The sequence below is a fragment of the Mucilaginibacter dorajii genome (assembly GCF_024808255.1).
GTDB classification, from domain to species: domain Bacteria; phylum Bacteroidota; class Bacteroidia; order Sphingobacteriales; family Sphingobacteriaceae; genus Mucilaginibacter; species Mucilaginibacter dorajii.
Map to the genome: position 1 here is coordinate 42,454 of NZ_JANTYS010000031.1, position 16,396 is coordinate 58,849.

Genomic DNA, 16,396 nt, shown 5'->3' on the forward strand with positions numbered 1-16,396 from the left:
TTATGCTGTTTAAAAACACAGTACACGGGTTTTGGAGGTATGGAGCATCACTTGCCATATCTGGTTTGCTGTTTGCAGGAACAGCCGCCGCCCAGGACCGTACCATTACTTTAGATGAGGCCATTAAGCTGGGCCTTGATAACAGCAAAGTGCTGAAGCTTTCGCAATCAAAAATTGATCAGGCAGTTTCCCAGTATGAGCAAGCTAAAGATGCTGCTTTGCCTACCGGCAAAGTAAGCTATGGCTACAACCATGCCGAGATTCCGGCCAATAAACTTGCGCTTGGTTCAAGCAGCTTTGATTTACCTGCCCGTGCCGATGCTTATCTGGGTATCCTGTCATTAAGCGAAACGCTTTATGCCGGCGGTAAATACAAATACGCCAGGCAATCAACAGAATTGCTTACACAAGTTGCCCGTTTAGATATCAATAACGATAAAGACGAGATTGCTTATGATGTGATCAGCTCTTACTACAACCTTTATAAGGTATTGCAAAGCAAAAAAGTAGTGGCACAAAACTTAGCTACTATTGACGGTCAGATTAAACAAGCGCAACGCTTTTTTGACCAGGGTTTAGTTACCAAAAATGATGTTTTGCGTTTCCAACTGCAACGTTCAAATGTGGAGCTTAACGGCATCGACCTGGAAACTAACCGTCGCATCATCAACTATAATCTGAATGTGTTGTTGGGTTTACCAGAAGGTACCCAGCTTAATATTGAGCAGATCGTTGAAGCCGACAGGCCGGTAGCACCGTTAAGCAATTACATCGATTCGGCCTATGCAAGTCGTGTTGAGCTGCAACAGGCAGATTTACGTGGTAAGGTTTCTGAAACCAATATCAAAACCATTAAAGCCAACACCCTGCCTACTTTAGCGGCGTCGGGAAGCGCTTATTATGTTGATGTTAATTCTAATCCGATACCAAAAAGCGGTCAGTTCATTACCCCACTATCAGTTGGATTAACTCTTTCATGGAACTTTGGCAACTTGTGGACCAACAAAAACAAGATCACCGAAGCAAAAATTCAGCGCGAGCAGGTAGATATCAACAAAAACATTACTATCGACCGTATTAAGGACGAGGTGAATCAAAACTACCAAAACTGGACCATGGCTTTGGATAAGATCAAGCTTTTGCAAACTTCGATAGATCAGGCTGGTGAAAACAACAAGATCCTCGAATCTAAATACAAAAGCAATATAGCATCAGCAACAGACAGGGCCGATGCCGAAACCTTGCTTTACCAGGCCCAGATAAACCTGGAACTGGCCAAAGCCGATGCAGGTCTTGCCTACTATACTTTACTAAAATCAACAGGAAAAATTAACAACAAATAATACTTAAACCAGATAATAAAATGGCAAAGTCACAAGAAACACAGGAACAAGAACCAAAAAAGAAACCAAATAAAGTTATCCCTATCATATTAGGTGTATTGCTTATCGGTGGTGCCATTTTTGGTATCAAAGAATATATATACTACGGTAAACACATTGATACTGATGATGCGCAGATTGATGGCGACATCAGCCCCGTAGTAGCACGCGTTGGCGGTTATGTTGATTCTATCTTTTTTGAAGACAACATCCACGTTACAGCCGGTCAAACATTGGTTAAAATTGACGACCGCGATTATAAAGTGAAAGTTGAGCAGGCACAGGCCGCGCAAGTTGGTGCAAGTGCAGGGATTAACGTTAACCAATCACAGATTTACGCTACACAGGCTAATTCATCAAGTGCAAGAGCAACTGTTGAATCAAATGCCGCCCGTTTAGATAAAGTACAAAAAGATTACGCACGTTATGCCAACCTGGTAAAGGACGGTTCTGTAACCCAGCAACAATTTGACCAGGCTAAAGCCGATTTAGACGTTGCCAAAGCAAACTTAAGGGCTTCACAAGATCAGTACAAAGCCGCTGTTGAGCAAATTGGCACAACCCGCAGCCAGTTAAAAGTAACCAACACTGGTGTAAGCCAGAAGCAAGTTGATATTGACTACGCTAACCTGCAATTAAGCTATACTACTATTAAAGCGCCATCAAGCGGTTTAGCAGCTAAAAAAAGCGTGCAGTTAGGCCAGTTGGTACAGGCAGGCCAAACCTTGTTTAGCATTGTTAATGATAACAGCTTATACATCACTGCCAACTTCAAAGAAACCCAGCTTACTGATATGAAAAACGGTCAGAAAGTGGAGATTGAGGTTGACGCTTACCCTGATCTGAAACTGGAAGGCGAAGTATACAACTTTTCGCCGGCAACCGGTGCTAAATTCTCTTTGTTGCCGCCAGATAATGCTACCGGTAACTTTGTAAAAGTGGTACAACGTGTGCCTGTAAAAATAAAAATAACTGCTGATAAAGCAACAATGGATAAACTGCGCCCAGGTATGAGCGTGAACGTATCTGTAATTAAAGGATAAAAACCATGGCTGAAACAGGCTTTAAAAAATGGATCATCACCATTACGGTTATCACGGCTTCGTTACTGGAGCTTATTGATACCACGATAGTGAACGTGTCCTTGCCCAAAATACAAGGTAACCTTGGCGCAACCCTTGAGGATGTGGCCTGGGTGGTTACCGGGTATGCGGTGGCAAACGTAATCGTACTTCCCATGTCGGGTTGGCTGGGGAGCAGGTTTGGGCGCAAAAATTATTTTATCACATCAATTATCGTATTTACCATTGCCTCATTTTTGTGCGGTAACGCCACAAGTTTAAATGAACTGGTAATGTTCCGTATTTTACAAGGTATAGCAGGCGGTGGTTTAATATCAACATCGCAGGCCATCCTGATAGAAACCTGGCCACGTGAGCAAATTGGGACTGCTACAGCCTTGTTTGGTTTAGGCGCGGTAGTAGGCCCAACTGTGGGCCCAACCATTGGCGGTTATATTACCGATCACCTGAACTGGAGCTGGATATTTTATGTAAATATCCCTGTAGGTGCCCTGGCTGCTTTCTTTGCTTATACTTATGTACGTGAAACACCAAAAGAAGCTAAGGGAAAACCGGTAGACTGGTGGGGCATTGCCCTGCTTGCAGTTGCTGTAGGTAGTTTACAAACCATTCTGGAAAAAGGGGAAACCGAGGATTGGTTTGCTACGCCATATATTACTGTATTAACCATTAGTGCCATATTAGGGTTGATCCTGTTTGTATGGCGCGAAATGAGTATCGAATTTCCTATTGTGAATTTTGCCATATTGCGGCACCGGAGTTTCGCGGTGGGGATGTTTACATCCTTTATCCTGGGTTTTGGCTTGTATGGATCGGTATTTGTATTCCCGGTATTTTGTCAGAATTTGCTTGGGTTTACCGCGCAACAGACAGGCGAGATCTTATTCCCCGGCGGTTTGTGTACCATTATGATGATGCCTTTTATAGGTAAGATGCTTAATAAAGGTATCCCGGCCCAGTTTTTGGCAACCGGCGGGATGTTCCTGTTCTTTGTATTTACCACCATGCTCAGCAACTCAACCCTTGCAGTAGGTACCAGCAACTTCTTTTTACCGCTGGTAATACGTGGGGTTGGTATGGCGCTTTTATTTGTGCCTTTAACAACCCTGGCAATAGCCGATTTGAAAGGGCCCGAAGTAGGGCAGGGTACGGGCTTAAATAACATGATGCGCCAGTTAGGCGGTTCATTTGGTATAGCAACCCTAACCACTATTATTCATATACGCCAGGGGGTACACCGTAATAATTTGTTAACCAATATTACTGCTACTAACCCTGCCCTGGTTGATCGTTTAAACGGCGCTATGCACGGCTTTATGGCTAAGGGATATTCTATATTAGATGCTACCCGTATGGCCTATGGCTCAATTGAAGGGGCTTTAACTAAACAGGTGCTGTTGTTAACTTATGACGATGCCTACTGGATCTCGGGATTGGTAATGCTGTTCTCGATACCGTTATTATACCTGCAACCATTTGGCAAAAATGCCAAAATGCCGGTAGATGCCCACTAACTAAAACGATAAAAGCCGTTCCACTATTACCTGGAACGGCTTTCCCCAAAAAAAATTAACAATTAAAATTTAATAACTCCCCTCAGAGATACAATTCTTTTAAATAAAATAAATGTAGGATTGAGGTTTGTTTAATCTTAGGTATAAATTTAGAAGTTTTTAATTAACAATCGCAAATTAATTCGTTAATAAACTACTAATTGTGAAAAAGACATGAAATGTTAATATCTCATGTCTTTTTTTATGCGAAAAAATCAGAAAAAGTTAAAAAATAACCTTGCCTGTAGCTGTAACCAGTGATGCAATACGCACAGCGTCAAAAATACGCTCCTCGGTGGTAGCTAATTTAATCAATGAATCTTCGTGAGCGTTCACACACATTTCGCAGCCATTAACGGCCGATACGGCAAGGCTCATTAGTTCAAAAAACTCTTTGCCGGTTACCGGTTTCATCATCAGCTGCATACGGATACGGGCCGGGATCTGGGTATATTTTTCCTTTTGGGTAAAATGCCTGAACCTGTAAAAGATGTTGTTTGAAGCCAGTAATGAAGCACAGCCAACGGCTTCGCCAATTTCGGCAGCGGTAGCTTCCTGTTCTTCGGCGTATTTGGTAAAAAAGATTGTAAGCGGCGTGTTGTTATTATTAGCAGCGATGCTTAAGCCTAATAAAGCGCACTCCTTAGCCGTTAAATGAGCCGAGGTAAGGGTGCTGGTGAAATTCAGTTTCAGATCGCGTAAATAGCGCGATTCGCCTTTCTCTAAAAGTGTAAGGCTTACAGTGCGGTAATCTTTATCTAATCCAATACTTTGCAGTATTTCCTGGATCACTTCGGTGCTTTCGTTCATTTCTTTTTTCGTTTGTGCTTGATGGAAATTCTCTATTATGTCATTGCGAGGTACGAAGCAATCTCATGCTCTACAGGGCGAATCTGCACAGTTCGCGATTGCTTCGTACCTCCCCATGACGTCTATTAAAAGATCTGTCATCCTGAACGCAGTGAAGGATCTATTCTACGCCATTCCTATTCGCCCTGTAAAGTTCGCTAATAGATGCTTCGTGCCTCAGCATGACAGGGTGGAGAGGATAGTTGTTACGTCATTTCCACCTTCAGATTCCTCCGGATTTTTAAACTCGCAATGACGGGTTCTTTTTTGCCTTTTTCATTCGCCCATTGTTGGTGTTGTCATCAACAATCAGCCTATAAAAAATCCCCGCACAATATTAACCGTGCGGGGACATATGCTATAGGGGTAATTAAACGGTAAGGGTTTCCTGGCCTTTTTCCCAGTTGCAAGGGCAAAGTTCGTCGGTTTGTAAACCATCAAGTACACGTAAAACCTCTGCTACGTTACGGCCAACACTTAAGTCGTTAACGCATACCCAACGGATAATGCCGGTGGGATCAACGATAAAAGTAGCACGGTACGCAATTTTTTCGGTTGGCTCTAATATGCCCAGGTCTTCAGCTAATGATTTAGATGTATCGGCAAGCATAGGGAATTTTAAACCACGCAAATCGTCATGATCTCTTCTCCAGGCAGCATGAACAAATTCAGAATCGGTTGAAGCACCAATTAAACGGGTTTCGCGGTCGCGGAACTCGCCAAAGTTTTTGTTGAACTCAGCAATTTCAGTTGGGCACACAAAAGTGAAATCTTTTGGCCACCAGAACATTACTGTCCAAACGTTATCGTCATTCACAAGATAATCAGAAGTAAGTGTTTCAAACTCTTTTCCTTTTTCGATACTAACTACGGCAGTTTTAGAAAACTGGGGGAATTTTTGTCCTATCGTTAACATAAGTGTTCTTTTTTTATTATTTATGCAAATATACTGTTTTAAAAGTCAGTGTCCCATTCTAAAAATCTATATCATATAGATTTTATTTATATATCTATTTAGGTTAATCAATATTGACTATTGGTTCGAAATAGCGCCCGCCAACCCAGGGAAATCGCGTTTAAGATTTCCGTATAAGATAGCATCATTCAATGAGTACAATAGGTAGCCGCTATGCGGCATCTTGTCTGGTTCTTTTGTTTCTACAAACGGGTAGCCGCTATGCGGCATTGGATATTTAATAAAACGAAAGAATGCCGCATAGCGGCTACCTATTTGTAGAACAAGTAATTTGTGTTTTTTTGCTCCATAGGAGCTACCTTTTGCTATGCAAATCTTTAAAAGCGATTTCCCTGCCCGCCAACCAAATCTTTTTCTGCTTAATTAAAATATCTATATTGGTATCATGAAAACCAAACCTATTATGATAGTTGCAGCTGCTGTTTTGGTAATAGCTGCGGGTGCTTTTTCCTTTATCCGATATAAAAATCAAAACAAGCCTGGCAAAGGAGAGATCATGCAGTTTTTAAATGCATTTAATAAGCAGGTAAAAGCCGGCAATATCGATTCGGCAAAAGCGTATTTTGAAGATCAGCAGAAAGGCAAGCAGGTAAAGGTGCTGTTAAGCGTGCTTTGCAATAAAACCAACACCGGTGGCAAGGATAAGCCCTTGTTTAAACTAAGCATGAATACCGAAGATGCTTTGATCACAGTAGTAAACCCCGAGTTTGTGACTGCAAGGGTAGCTACTAAATTTACCTATGATGGTTTGCCCCAGGAATTATCTACCATTTTATTTACTATCCACAAAATAGCTGGTGGCCAATATAAAATTACCCAGGTTGATGCCCGTGGGTTTGTGAAAGATTATGTGGCCTACCAGGTTAAAGTATATAATAAAATTACGCCCGAGGCGGATATTTACAGCCCCGAAACTTTGGCTGCCTTTAAGGTTGCAGATCAGTTGAAAGCAAAATATGATAGCGTTTTATGGTTTGATCATGTGGGTGGCAAAACTTTTTATTACGTAATGAAAGGTAAAATAAAAAATGACTTTTACTGGCCTAATCTAGAGGGTTATAAAGGCGAAAAATCTGATTTGAAAATGGGGCTGGTAAATCCAGATTTAAAAGAGATCATCCCCGTTGAATATGATTTGATCCATAATGTGAATGGAGCAATAGAGGGATTGATTGAAGTGGAGAAAGCTACGAAGAAAGGTTTTTATAATATAGATGGTAAAATGGCGGTGCCAGCTAATTACGATGAAATCTACCCTTTAAAAGCAGGCGAAAATCTTGCCATATTGAAGAATGCGGAAGACTTCTATTATTTAAAATCGGATACTACTATCTCTGAAAAGATAGTAGATTTTAAGATAGCGGATATTGTATCGAAAATAAAAACGTTTGGGGATTCGTATACGCTATCTGACAAGAGTTCGAAAAATATCATGGAGTACAATTCAAAAGATTATAATGAGTCGTTGGTTATAGCTCCGTCTTACCTGGTAAACTTGCAGCTGATTCCTAAGTTTGTTGATTTTCCGAACCCTTTGCGCAAGATTTTTCATAGTGATGAAGATGGCAATGGAAGCGGCTCAATTGATATCACATTTGATGGTGAAAAGAAAGGTGCTGATGACAATTGGTTTCAAACCGCTTTTTACTCTATCGCTAACGATTATTTAGGCGGACGTGGCGGGCTTTACCAAAGTAAAAGCATATTGGTGGTTGACAAGAAACATAATCAAATTTTAGGTTTTAATGGTGATGTATACATTGGAGAGGAGGAAGGCTATGGCGAGCTTTCTGGCAGTTGCAATGAAAATTCTTTAAAGGCTATCAACGATTCATTATTTGAATATAAAACCACGGCTCAAATTGGCGATCCACTATTTAACCCAGAGATAATTATAGATGAGGGACCATATTATCGATATCTGCAAGTTAAGAATGGTAAGTTTGTATTGCTTGTGTCTCGCAGGGTTTTTCCTACGCAATTTATAAAATTGGATGATTCATACCTTCAAGGCTGCTATGTTTTGGGTATAGGAACGTATCCGAACAGGAAAACCAAAACAATTGATCATGTTACAAAGGAAATGTTGCAATACATGAAAAATGAAATCTATGCATCTTACAAATACCGATTTAAAGCCAAAGAATGGAATGATGCATTTTCTTACCGTTTTAACAGTGCAGATACTACAACAAATGTAAGCGTAGATGACTCATTAACAACTATTGATAAATATAACATCTCCTTCATTAACAGTAAGCTGAACGGCACGCCAATTTTAAATGTTAAAAAAGTAAACACGCTGGCTGCCCAATGACCATAGCCGGCCGCATTTTAAGATATATTGCTTTTTTCTGGATAGCTGTTTTGAGCTTCGGTACCTTTTATGAAAGTTTTGCTCATAATCATGCTTTCTTTTTAGGATTTAAACAAGCCGCTATTAAAACCGGCTGGTACATGCCGGCTTTTTACTGCCATATTTTTGCCAGCAGCGTGATACTGTTAGTTGGCTTTTTTCAATTTTCTGAAAAAGTTTATAACAACAAAAAGCTACACCGGGCATTAGGCAAAATATATGTTTTTGGAGTATTACTGATTGCCGCTCCCGGTGCTTACGTGATGACGCTTTTTGTTAACCGCGGAACCGGGGTATTTATTTCCTTTTTTATTCAAAACACGTTGTGGGTAGCATTTACACTTGCTGCCTTGTTGCTCATTAAAAAAGGTGATTTAGATGGCCATGTTAAAATGATGCACCGCAGCTACGGCCTGGCTTTTGGTGCGGTAACACTTCGCTTTTATATCTGGCTGTTTCACGTTGTTGGCAACGGCGTTAATTTCGATCACAACTATATCATCATCGCCTTTTTAAGCTGGGTGCCTAATTTGATACTGGTGGAGTGGATAAATAGTAAGAAGAGAGGCCCCCTAACCCCCAATTTATAGATATGCAAATGTGCAGATTACAGATGTGCAGATGATTTTTAATCGATTTGAATATCTGTAATCTGTACATTATATTTAAGGATGTGCGGATATTTTTCATCTGCATATTTGCACATCTGTAATCTGCACATCCGAAGCTTTTACAATATAAACTTCGTGCTCAGGAAATTGCTGTCGTTATCGTTTACAATGTCGTTAAGTATCTGTTTGTTGACTTCGTTCATTTTGGTGGCTACCAATGAGCGGATAGAGAACGACCTTAAAGCATCATGTACCGAAAGTGTACCCTCGGCGCTATCTTTACGACCAGTGAACGGGAAAACATCTGGTCCACGCTGGCATTGGCTGTTGATGTTAACACGGCTTACCAGGTTCACAAACGGATCTATCAGCGAAGAAATTTCCTTGGCATCGTTACTAAAAATACTCACCTGCATCCCATGCGGCGAATCTATTTGGTATTCAATTGGTTCTTCTATCGATTCAAAAGGTATTACCGGGATAACCGGACCAAATTGCTCCTCGCGGTACAGTCTCATCTTTTCGTTAACCGGGTAAACTATAGCCGGGTAAAAGAATGATGCTACAGTTTCGCCGCCATTTTCGTTAATTATTTTTGCTCCGTTGGCAATTGCGTCTGCAACAATTGCGGTAAGGTATTCGGTTTTGTTTGGCTCGGGTAGTGGGGTAAGTTTAACATCCTGGTCCCAGGGCAGGCCGAATTTAAGTTTACCAACCGCCTCGCTCAATAGTTTTAAAAACTCATCGGCAACTTCTTTTTGCACAAATATCATTTTAATGGCGGTACAACGCTGTCCGTTAAATGATAAGGCACCCAAAATGCATTCGCTTACGGCTAAATTCAGATCGGCATTTTTGGTAACGATAGCCGCGTTTTTTGCATCAAGACTTAAAACCGCACGCAAACGGTTTATTTTAGGGTGACGTTTTTTAAGATCATTAGCCACCTTGCTCGATCCGATAAAGGCCAGCACATTTACTTTGCCCGATGCCATTAACCCGGGCGTAACCACAGACCCGCGACCATAAATGGTGTTCACTACGCCTTTAGGGAACGATTCCTGGAAAGCGCGCAATAATGGGTAGTGCAGCAACGTACCGTGCTTAGGTGGTTTAAATAAAATGGTATTACCCATGATAAGGGCGGGAATAAGGGTAGTAAAAGTTTCGTTAAGCGGATAATTGAATGGCCCCATACAAAGCACCACACCTAATGGCGACCGGCGAATCTGTGCTACCAATCCTTCGGCCATTTCAAAACGGGAGGATTGGCGGTCAATATCTTTTAGCGCATCGATGGTGGCATTAATGTACTCGATAGTACGGTCAAACTCTTTGGCCGAATCGCCGTAGGATTTACCTATTTCCCACATCAACAGTTTGATTACCAGGCTGCGTTGTTCGCTCATTTTAAAAATAAAGCGCTCCATGCATTTAATACGGTCGGGAATACTCATGGTAGGCCATTCGCCCCGGCCATTATCATAGGCGGCAATAGCAGCATCAAGCGATTCAAATGCTTCCTTTTCGGTGCAAACGGGATAAGTGCCAATTAATTTACGTTTGAAGCCATCGGCACCAAAAAAACCAACGGGTGAGTATACTTCGCTTACCTCGCCGTTCCAGGGTTTCATTTCGCCACTGCTCAGGTACTCGCGCTGATGAACTTCTTCTATCTGGAAACCGTAGCCAATAAGGCTTTCATCCACAAATATTGAACTCAATTGTTCTTTAAAACTCATATTTTTCAGGGATTAGATTTTTATAAAGATAAAAAAAGCCTGCTTTTATAAGCAAGCTTTTTATTGCAATGGAGGGCAAACGCATCTAAATAGTTAACTGGGATCCGCTTTTATTTAATAATGGGTAACAGCATAAAGCTGGGGCATCGGGAAGATATAAGCATCCAGCGATACCTTGTTTTGTTGCCTGGTCCTGGTTAAATGATCCGGGTATCGAAGGGCGTTTTATTGGTCAACAACAGGCACAAATATTTGGAGTGCCTAAATTGCGAAATACATCAATTTAGTGTTAACCTTGTTAAAATATAAAATATTGATTATTAGATAATTAACATGTATTTTATCTGAAATATGTTAAGTTATGTTAACCCAATTAGATGCATTTGCCCTGTAACTCAGGCACTCTCTTTATATAAAACCATGCCTGCATGGTAAAAAACACCGTCAATAAAATCGCCATCGGCAGTAAAGCCACTGTCATCAAGATATTCGATGTGGTTACCTAATCTATTGTAGTAACCGGTAAAAGCACCTTTTATATCGCCGCGTGCTTCGTTGTAACGGCCGTTTGGTAAAAACTCATGGCGTACATGGCCGTCTTTGGTTACCCAAACGCCTATATGCTCATTGTTTTTCATTTTTTTTAATATGCTGTTGAAATGGTTAAATTTTTCCATGTTTCTAAATCGGTTTGTACCGATGCTATTTTTTGCTGCGCCACCTGGTAGGCATCGGCACCCAAAAATAAATTTAGCGGGGCATCGGGATGATTAGCAATGCTGATCATAGCAGCCGCGGCCTTTTCAGGATCGCCTGCCTGCTGTTGATCAAGGTCGTTTTGATGCATACTTTGCGAGTTACGGACATTTTGATACGCATATATCGTGTTTCGAGGTGTTACCAATGACCCTTCTGACAGGAAATTGGTGCGGAAGTACCCCGGTTCTACAATGGTAACTTTTATGCCAAATGGTTTAACCTCTGTTTCCAGTGCTTCTGTAAATCCGTTTACTGCAAACTTGGTAGCGCAATAAATCCCAAAACCTGGGTAACCACCTGCAAAGCCACCAATTGATGAGATATTGATGATATGCCCTGATTGTTGCGCTCTTAGATAAGGCAACGCCTTACGAATAACGTTTAACGAACCAAATACATTCACGTCAAAATTATCGCGCGCTTCCTGATCTGTTGTTTCCTCCAATCCGCCAAGCATTCCGTAACCGGCGTTGTTAACAACGATGTCAATTTTGCCAAAAGTGCTTATCGTTTTTTCGATGGCCTGTTGTACACTTTCTTCGTTTTTAATATTTACAGCAAGTGGTAAAAAGTCATCGCTTTTTATACCTACAGCATTTTGCAGCTCACTGATATTTCTTGAAGTGGCTGCTACTTTATAACCTTCGTTTAAGAGTCGTTTTACAAGGGTAAGTCCCAGTCCTTTCGAGGCACCGGTTACAAACCATATATTATTGTTGTTCATTGTTGTTTTTTGATTTAAGGTGATTTTTGTGATTATTCACTTGTTTTTAATTTCAGCGGCGTTCATGAGGACGCTGTGCTTGGTTTCACCGATTATTTTTTGATTTTAGTTGACTTAACGTGTTTGGCCAAGTGGTCTTAGCACCAGGTCATTAATGGTAACATTTCCCGGCTGACTGATAGCGTATATTACAGCGTCGGCAATTGCATCTTCATCCATCTTTGGCATGTTGCTTAAATTGCCATATATGGCTTTGATTTTAGGGCTGGTGATATCATGGCCTAACTCAGATTGCGTAGCTCCCGGAAAAATGGTAGTTACTTTAATGGTTTGGGCTACCTCCTCGCGTAGAGTTTCCATAATGGCTTTTACCGCGAATTTTGTCCCGGAGTAAACGCCAATCCCCGGCGATGTTTTGATGCCACCTACGGATGATGTAGCCAAAATATGCCCCTGTCCCCGACTAAGCATATGCGGCAACACGGCATTGATGCCATAGAGTACACCTTTAATGTTGATATCGATCATTTTATCCCACTCATCAACCAGGCCTTCTTCAAAAAAGGAGATAGGCATAATACCGGCGTTGTTCCACAGCACATCTACATGGCCAAATTTGGCTATGACTTGCTGGATAAGATTATCCAGATCGGCGCGTTTGCTTACATCGGTTGTAACGTAAATGACGTTTTCGCCCAACTCGGCAACCATTGTTTTGAGTTGGTCTTCACGGCGGGCGGCCAGCGCAACTTTAGCGCCAAGCTTAGCCAATTTACGGGCCGTAGCTGCGCCCATGCCGCTGCTTGCGCCGGTAATGACAACAACTTTATCTTTAATGTTTTCCATTTTGCGTATCTTTGTATATACCTATTGCCATTTAGTCGAAATCAGTTGCGCAGGTAATCTCTTCCCACTCGTGGATTTCTTTGTACATACCATCCAGCTTGGTTAAAGCCCTGTTATAAGCATCGCCACCTAATAGCAAATACAGCGGAGGATTTTCTTCATACACCACATTGATAATACTGGTCGCCGCTTTTTCCGGGTCGCCAGCTTGCTCACCGTTCATTTTTGAGTATTTGCAGTGTGATTCACGTACATCGGCATAGTCGGCAATGGGATTGGCCGTCATTGTTAATGAGCCTTTAGTAAGGAAACTTGTTCTGAAAGCCCCCGGAGCAACTACGGTAACTTTGATGCCTAAAGCTTTAACATCCATAGCTAAAACCTGCGATAGGCCAATAACAGCATGTTTTGCAGCAGCGTAAACGGCCCAGCCGGTACCGCCAACAATGCCTGCAATAGATGCTATATTAATAATATGCCCCGAGCGCTGTTTACGCAGGTAAGGCATCACAAACCTGATTACGTTGAGGGTGGCAAACACGTTTACATCAAACGCGGTACGGGTTTGTGCATCTGTTAGTTCTTCAATGGCACCGCCAATGCCATAACCGGCATTATTGATAACCACATCAATTTTGCCAAAAGTTTCATAGGTATGCTGCAGGGCCAGGGAAACGCTGCTTTCGCTAATCAGATCAATCTGGAGTGCTAAAAAATTAGTTGAAGTCGAGCCAACAGCATTGGTTAATTCCTGTTGGTTCCTGGAAGTAGCGGCAACAAGCTGACCAGCATCCAGTAATTGTTTTACTAAACTGAGCCCAAATCCTTTTGAAGCACCAGTGATAAACCATACTTTTTTGTTGTCCATAAGTTTTTTGTTTTGATAAAACAAAGGTACTATGGCAACCGGGGTGGGGTATTACGTTAATCAAACCAATGGTTACAAAATTCAAACATTTCTGAATGTTGATGGTGTTAGCTGGGTTTGTTTTTTGAAAAAGTTGTTAAAATGGGTGGGTTCTTCAAAGCCCAGGCAGTAGCCAATTTCAGAAATATTCCAATCGGTGTGGCGTAGCAGTGATTTAGCTTCACTTAGCAATCGCTCGGCAATATGATCTGTGGTGGTTTTACCGGTGGTTTCGCGGATGGCGCGGTTGAGGTGGTTTACGTGTACAGATAATCGCTGCGCAAAATCATTTGCAGATCGTAAATTAAACCTTTGCGATGGCGTTTCTATCGGGAACTGCCTTTCCAGAAGCTCGGTGAATACAGATGTGATACGCGATTTGGCATCCGCGTGCTGGTGTACGTTCTCAGACGGTTGGGTTTTGAGCGCATAGTAGCACATTTCGGTAACGTAATTTTTGATTAGCTCATATTTGAAGGCATAGTCAGAATTAAGCTCTTCGGCCATTTTGAGGAACAGGCCGCGGATGTAATCACCCTGTGTTTCATCTAAAGCGTAAACCGGTTTAGCGCCAATGGCAAACATAGGCAATTCGGCAAGGCCGCCGCGGAACCTATCGGCAAAAAACGACTCGGTAAAAATGCAGAAGAAACCCGTACGGTCGTCGCTCAAATGCTCAAACGTGTATGGCACATGCGGACTAAAAAACATCAGCGAAGTGCCTGATAGGTTGATACTCTTATCGGCATAATGAATGATATTTTCCCCGCACATCAGGCTGATCTTATAAAAACTGCGCCTGCTGTAGGTAACCGGCTTGGCATTTGGCCCAATGCAATCCTCAATCCTGAACACATTAAAGTGGCCAATATTTTGCTGCAGGTTATCAGGCAGCCAGTCGAATTTTTGTTTGTAGAAATCTTCGAGTGTTTCGGTAGTCATAATCAAAATTACGAAATTCAAACCATGTGTCAAGTAGCGTAATTGTTTTTACCCTCAAATGATATACCTTTTTATTGCCAAAATGTTTGTTTTAGCCACTTTTGACAACAAAAAGTAACTGTTACACACCTTACGGCATCCTTTTATTTACCGTTCTATACCTATCGAGCTACCGACGATATCTTTTTAGACACCTTTAAGCCTGTAGGTTCAACAATGTGAAATTTACGAGGAGTAGGTAACGTCAAAAGTCTGGCGCACCAAAAACGGCTCCCGGGAATTGTGCCTTAAAAAGCTTCGGTAATCAACGCGTGGTGTACCGGCGACTTGTATTTAACCAGGCTGGTTTTAATATAGGTCATGATATCGTAGTCGCTCATTTTTTTTACCTGGGCAATGGCGGGGCGGTATAGCTCAATGAACTGATGCAGCGAATCGTCGGGCAGGTTGGTGAGCTGGGCCACGCGCTCGTCGCTAAAGCGGCTGTCAATGTATTCACCCTGCTCATGGGCAATAAGCGCTTTCTTCAATTTATAAGCATTGCTATGTTTGTAGGTAAGCAATGCTATCAACTGGCTCGGTACAATAGTTACCCCCGCCATAGGGTACGGACCTGCTCCCAGCGACGGCCTTACAATATCACTAAACTTTGGCGGCCGGCTGGCAAAATCTTTGGCAAAATCCTTACGGTTACTGATAGAATCCTTCACCCTATCGCGCCGGGCGCTAATATTAACCTGGTTGAGTTCAATGGCGGTTTGTTGAAGGGCAACAGCCACCGTGTTAACCTTGCTTGCATCAACAGGCAGTACGTATAATTTGTAGCCCTGCATTTTTACTTTTAGGGTATCTTTTAATTTGGATGCATTAACAGCAAACTCGCCCGCCATATTGCTTATGGTGGTGCCATTGGAGGTGGTGATCCAGGCTCCGCTAATGCGTTGCCCGGTATTTTTATCGGTAACAATTCCGCTTATTTTTTGGCCATAGCCTTCCAGGCAAAAGCACAATAACACCAGGATCATCAGGTACCGCATATCAAAAGGTTGGTTTAGTGATCAGTACATTACAAATGTAATTAACCGGGGGTAGGAATAAAATAGGTTTAACAAGATTTAACGTTGTGAGTTGTGAGTTGTGAGTTGTGAGAAAAATGCTAATCAAGTTAATCAAAATCGTGGGAATCTCTTAATCCTTAGAATCAAGGTTCAGACACCCTTGCGGTTCACATAAGCCCCAGGTTCAAAAAAAATCAGCGCAATCAGCGAAATCAAAAAAAATCAACGGTCTGGTAATTAATGTGTAGCTTTATAACACCCTAACACCTAAGCCTATGCCCTCAGAAATTGTACAGATCTCCTGTTTAGTGGTTTTATTGAAGTTAACCTGTTTTTTAATAGGCTACCTCACTATCCGGCTGGGTTATAAACTCATTTTGGCCGGGGTAAAGGGCGAGTTCAATTTTTCGGCCAAGTACGAGGGTAAAGAGGCTGCCCTGGTAAGCTCGTCGCCCGGTTTGCTGTTTGTATTGTTGGGTATTATTTTAATAGCCTATGCCATGTTTTTAACCAAAACAGAACAATACGATACACATACATCAAAAAGCACAGCGGTTAAAAAAGAGATATTCAGGCCCGATAGCATAGTTAAAGATTCATTATAAAAAC

At 41.9% G+C, this 16,396-nt stretch carries 15 protein-coding genes; 6 read left to right on the forward strand and 9 right to left on the reverse strand.

Annotated elements, in window-relative coordinates:
- The first annotated feature begins 2 nt into the window (after positions 1 to 2).
- Genes FHS10_RS26585 through FHS10_RS26595 form a run of 3 tightly spaced genes read left to right on the forward strand, consistent with a single transcriptional unit; the run spans position 3 to position 3,978 of the window.
- Positions 3 to 1,343 carry a TolC family protein gene (locus FHS10_RS26585; protein ID WP_259097013.1) on the forward strand — a complete coding sequence of 447 codons (1,341 nt, stop codon included), beginning with the start codon at positions 3 to 5 and terminating at the stop codon, positions 1,341 to 1,343.
- A 20-nt stretch (positions 1,344 to 1,363) separates the two neighbouring features.
- Positions 1,364 to 2,425 carry an HlyD family secretion protein gene (locus FHS10_RS26590; protein ID WP_259097014.1) on the forward strand — a complete coding sequence of 354 codons (1,062 nt, stop codon included), beginning with the start codon at positions 1,364 to 1,366 and terminating at the stop codon, positions 2,423 to 2,425.
- A gap of 5 nt (positions 2,426 to 2,430) precedes the next feature.
- Positions 2,431 to 3,978, forward strand: coding sequence for a DHA2 family efflux MFS transporter permease subunit (locus tag FHS10_RS26595; protein ID WP_259097016.1), 1,548 nt, complete (start codon positions 2,431 to 2,433; stop codon positions 3,976 to 3,978).
- A 264-nt stretch (positions 3,979 to 4,242) separates the two neighbouring features.
- Here the strand turns inward: FHS10_RS26595 and FHS10_RS26600 are convergent, their stop codons facing one another.
- Together FHS10_RS26600 and FHS10_RS26605 are read right to left on the reverse strand one after the other, a co-directional pair.
- A complete protein-coding gene (locus tag FHS10_RS26600) occupies positions 4,243 to 4,827 on the reverse strand; it encodes a carboxymuconolactone decarboxylase family protein (RefSeq protein ID WP_259097017.1) in 585 nt (194 codons plus the stop codon).
- Positions 4,828 to 5,236: 409 nt separating this feature from the next.
- A complete protein-coding gene (locus FHS10_RS26605; protein WP_259097019.1) occupies positions 5,237 to 5,782 on the reverse strand; it encodes a peroxiredoxin in 546 nt (181 codons plus the stop codon).
- Positions 5,783 to 6,227: 445 nt separating this feature from the next.
- On the opposite strand from FHS10_RS26605, the gene FHS10_RS26610 reads away from it, so the two are divergent.
- Complete coding sequence (locus FHS10_RS26610) at positions 6,228 to 8,159, forward strand: WG repeat-containing protein (RefSeq protein WP_259097021.1); 1,932 nt, start codon at positions 6,228 to 6,230, stop codon at positions 8,157 to 8,159.
- Entirely contained in the window at positions 8,156 to 8,788 is a 633-nt protein-coding gene (locus FHS10_RS26615; protein ID WP_259097023.1) for a DUF2306 domain-containing protein, read from the forward strand. The genes FHS10_RS26610 and FHS10_RS26615 overlap by 4 nt, the downstream gene beginning before the upstream one ends.
- Positions 8,789 to 8,928: 140 nt before the next feature.
- Here FHS10_RS26615 and FHS10_RS26620 read toward each other — a convergent pair whose 3' ends face one another.
- The 7 genes from FHS10_RS26620 to FHS10_RS26650 form a co-directional block, all read right to left on the reverse strand.
- Positions 8,929 to 10,551 carry an NADP-dependent glyceraldehyde-3-phosphate dehydrogenase gene (locus FHS10_RS26620; RefSeq protein WP_259097025.1) on the reverse strand — a complete coding sequence of 541 codons (1,623 nt, stop codon included), beginning with the start codon at positions 10,549 to 10,551 and terminating at the stop codon, positions 8,929 to 8,931.
- 395 nt (positions 10,552 to 10,946) lie between these two features.
- A complete protein-coding gene (locus tag FHS10_RS26625) occupies positions 10,947 to 11,189 on the reverse strand; it encodes an Atu4866 domain-containing protein (RefSeq protein ID WP_259097026.1) in 243 nt (80 codons plus the stop codon).
- Between the two features lie 5 nt (positions 11,190 to 11,194).
- On the reverse strand, positions 11,195 to 12,034 hold the full coding sequence (locus tag FHS10_RS26630; RefSeq protein WP_259097028.1) for an SDR family oxidoreductase: 840 nt from the start codon (positions 12,032 to 12,034) through the stop codon (positions 11,195 to 11,197).
- A 114-nt stretch (positions 12,035 to 12,148) separates the two neighbouring features.
- Positions 12,149 to 12,880, reverse strand: a complete 732-nt coding sequence (locus FHS10_RS26635; protein WP_259097030.1) for an SDR family oxidoreductase — start codon at positions 12,878 to 12,880, stop codon at positions 12,149 to 12,151.
- A 31-nt stretch (positions 12,881 to 12,911) separates the two neighbouring features.
- Positions 12,912 to 13,748, reverse strand: a complete 837-nt coding sequence (locus FHS10_RS26640) for an SDR family NAD(P)-dependent oxidoreductase (protein WP_259097032.1) — start codon at positions 13,746 to 13,748, stop codon at positions 12,912 to 12,914.
- 81 nt (positions 13,749 to 13,829) lie between these two features.
- A complete protein-coding gene (locus FHS10_RS26645; protein WP_259097034.1) occupies positions 13,830 to 14,729 on the reverse strand; it encodes a helix-turn-helix domain-containing protein in 900 nt (299 codons plus the stop codon).
- Between the two features lie 287 nt (positions 14,730 to 15,016).
- On the reverse strand, positions 15,017 to 15,766 hold the full coding sequence (locus FHS10_RS26650; protein ID WP_259097036.1) for a carboxypeptidase-like regulatory domain-containing protein: 750 nt from the start codon (positions 15,764 to 15,766) through the stop codon (positions 15,017 to 15,019).
- A gap of 296 nt (positions 15,767 to 16,062) precedes the next feature.
- Between FHS10_RS26650 and FHS10_RS26655 the strand changes: the two genes are divergently transcribed.
- Positions 16,063 to 16,392 (forward strand): hypothetical protein, encoded by a 330-nt coding sequence (locus FHS10_RS26655; RefSeq protein ID WP_259097038.1) that lies wholly within the window; start codon positions 16,063 to 16,065, stop codon positions 16,390 to 16,392.
- Positions 16,393 to 16,396 lie beyond the last annotated feature (4 nt).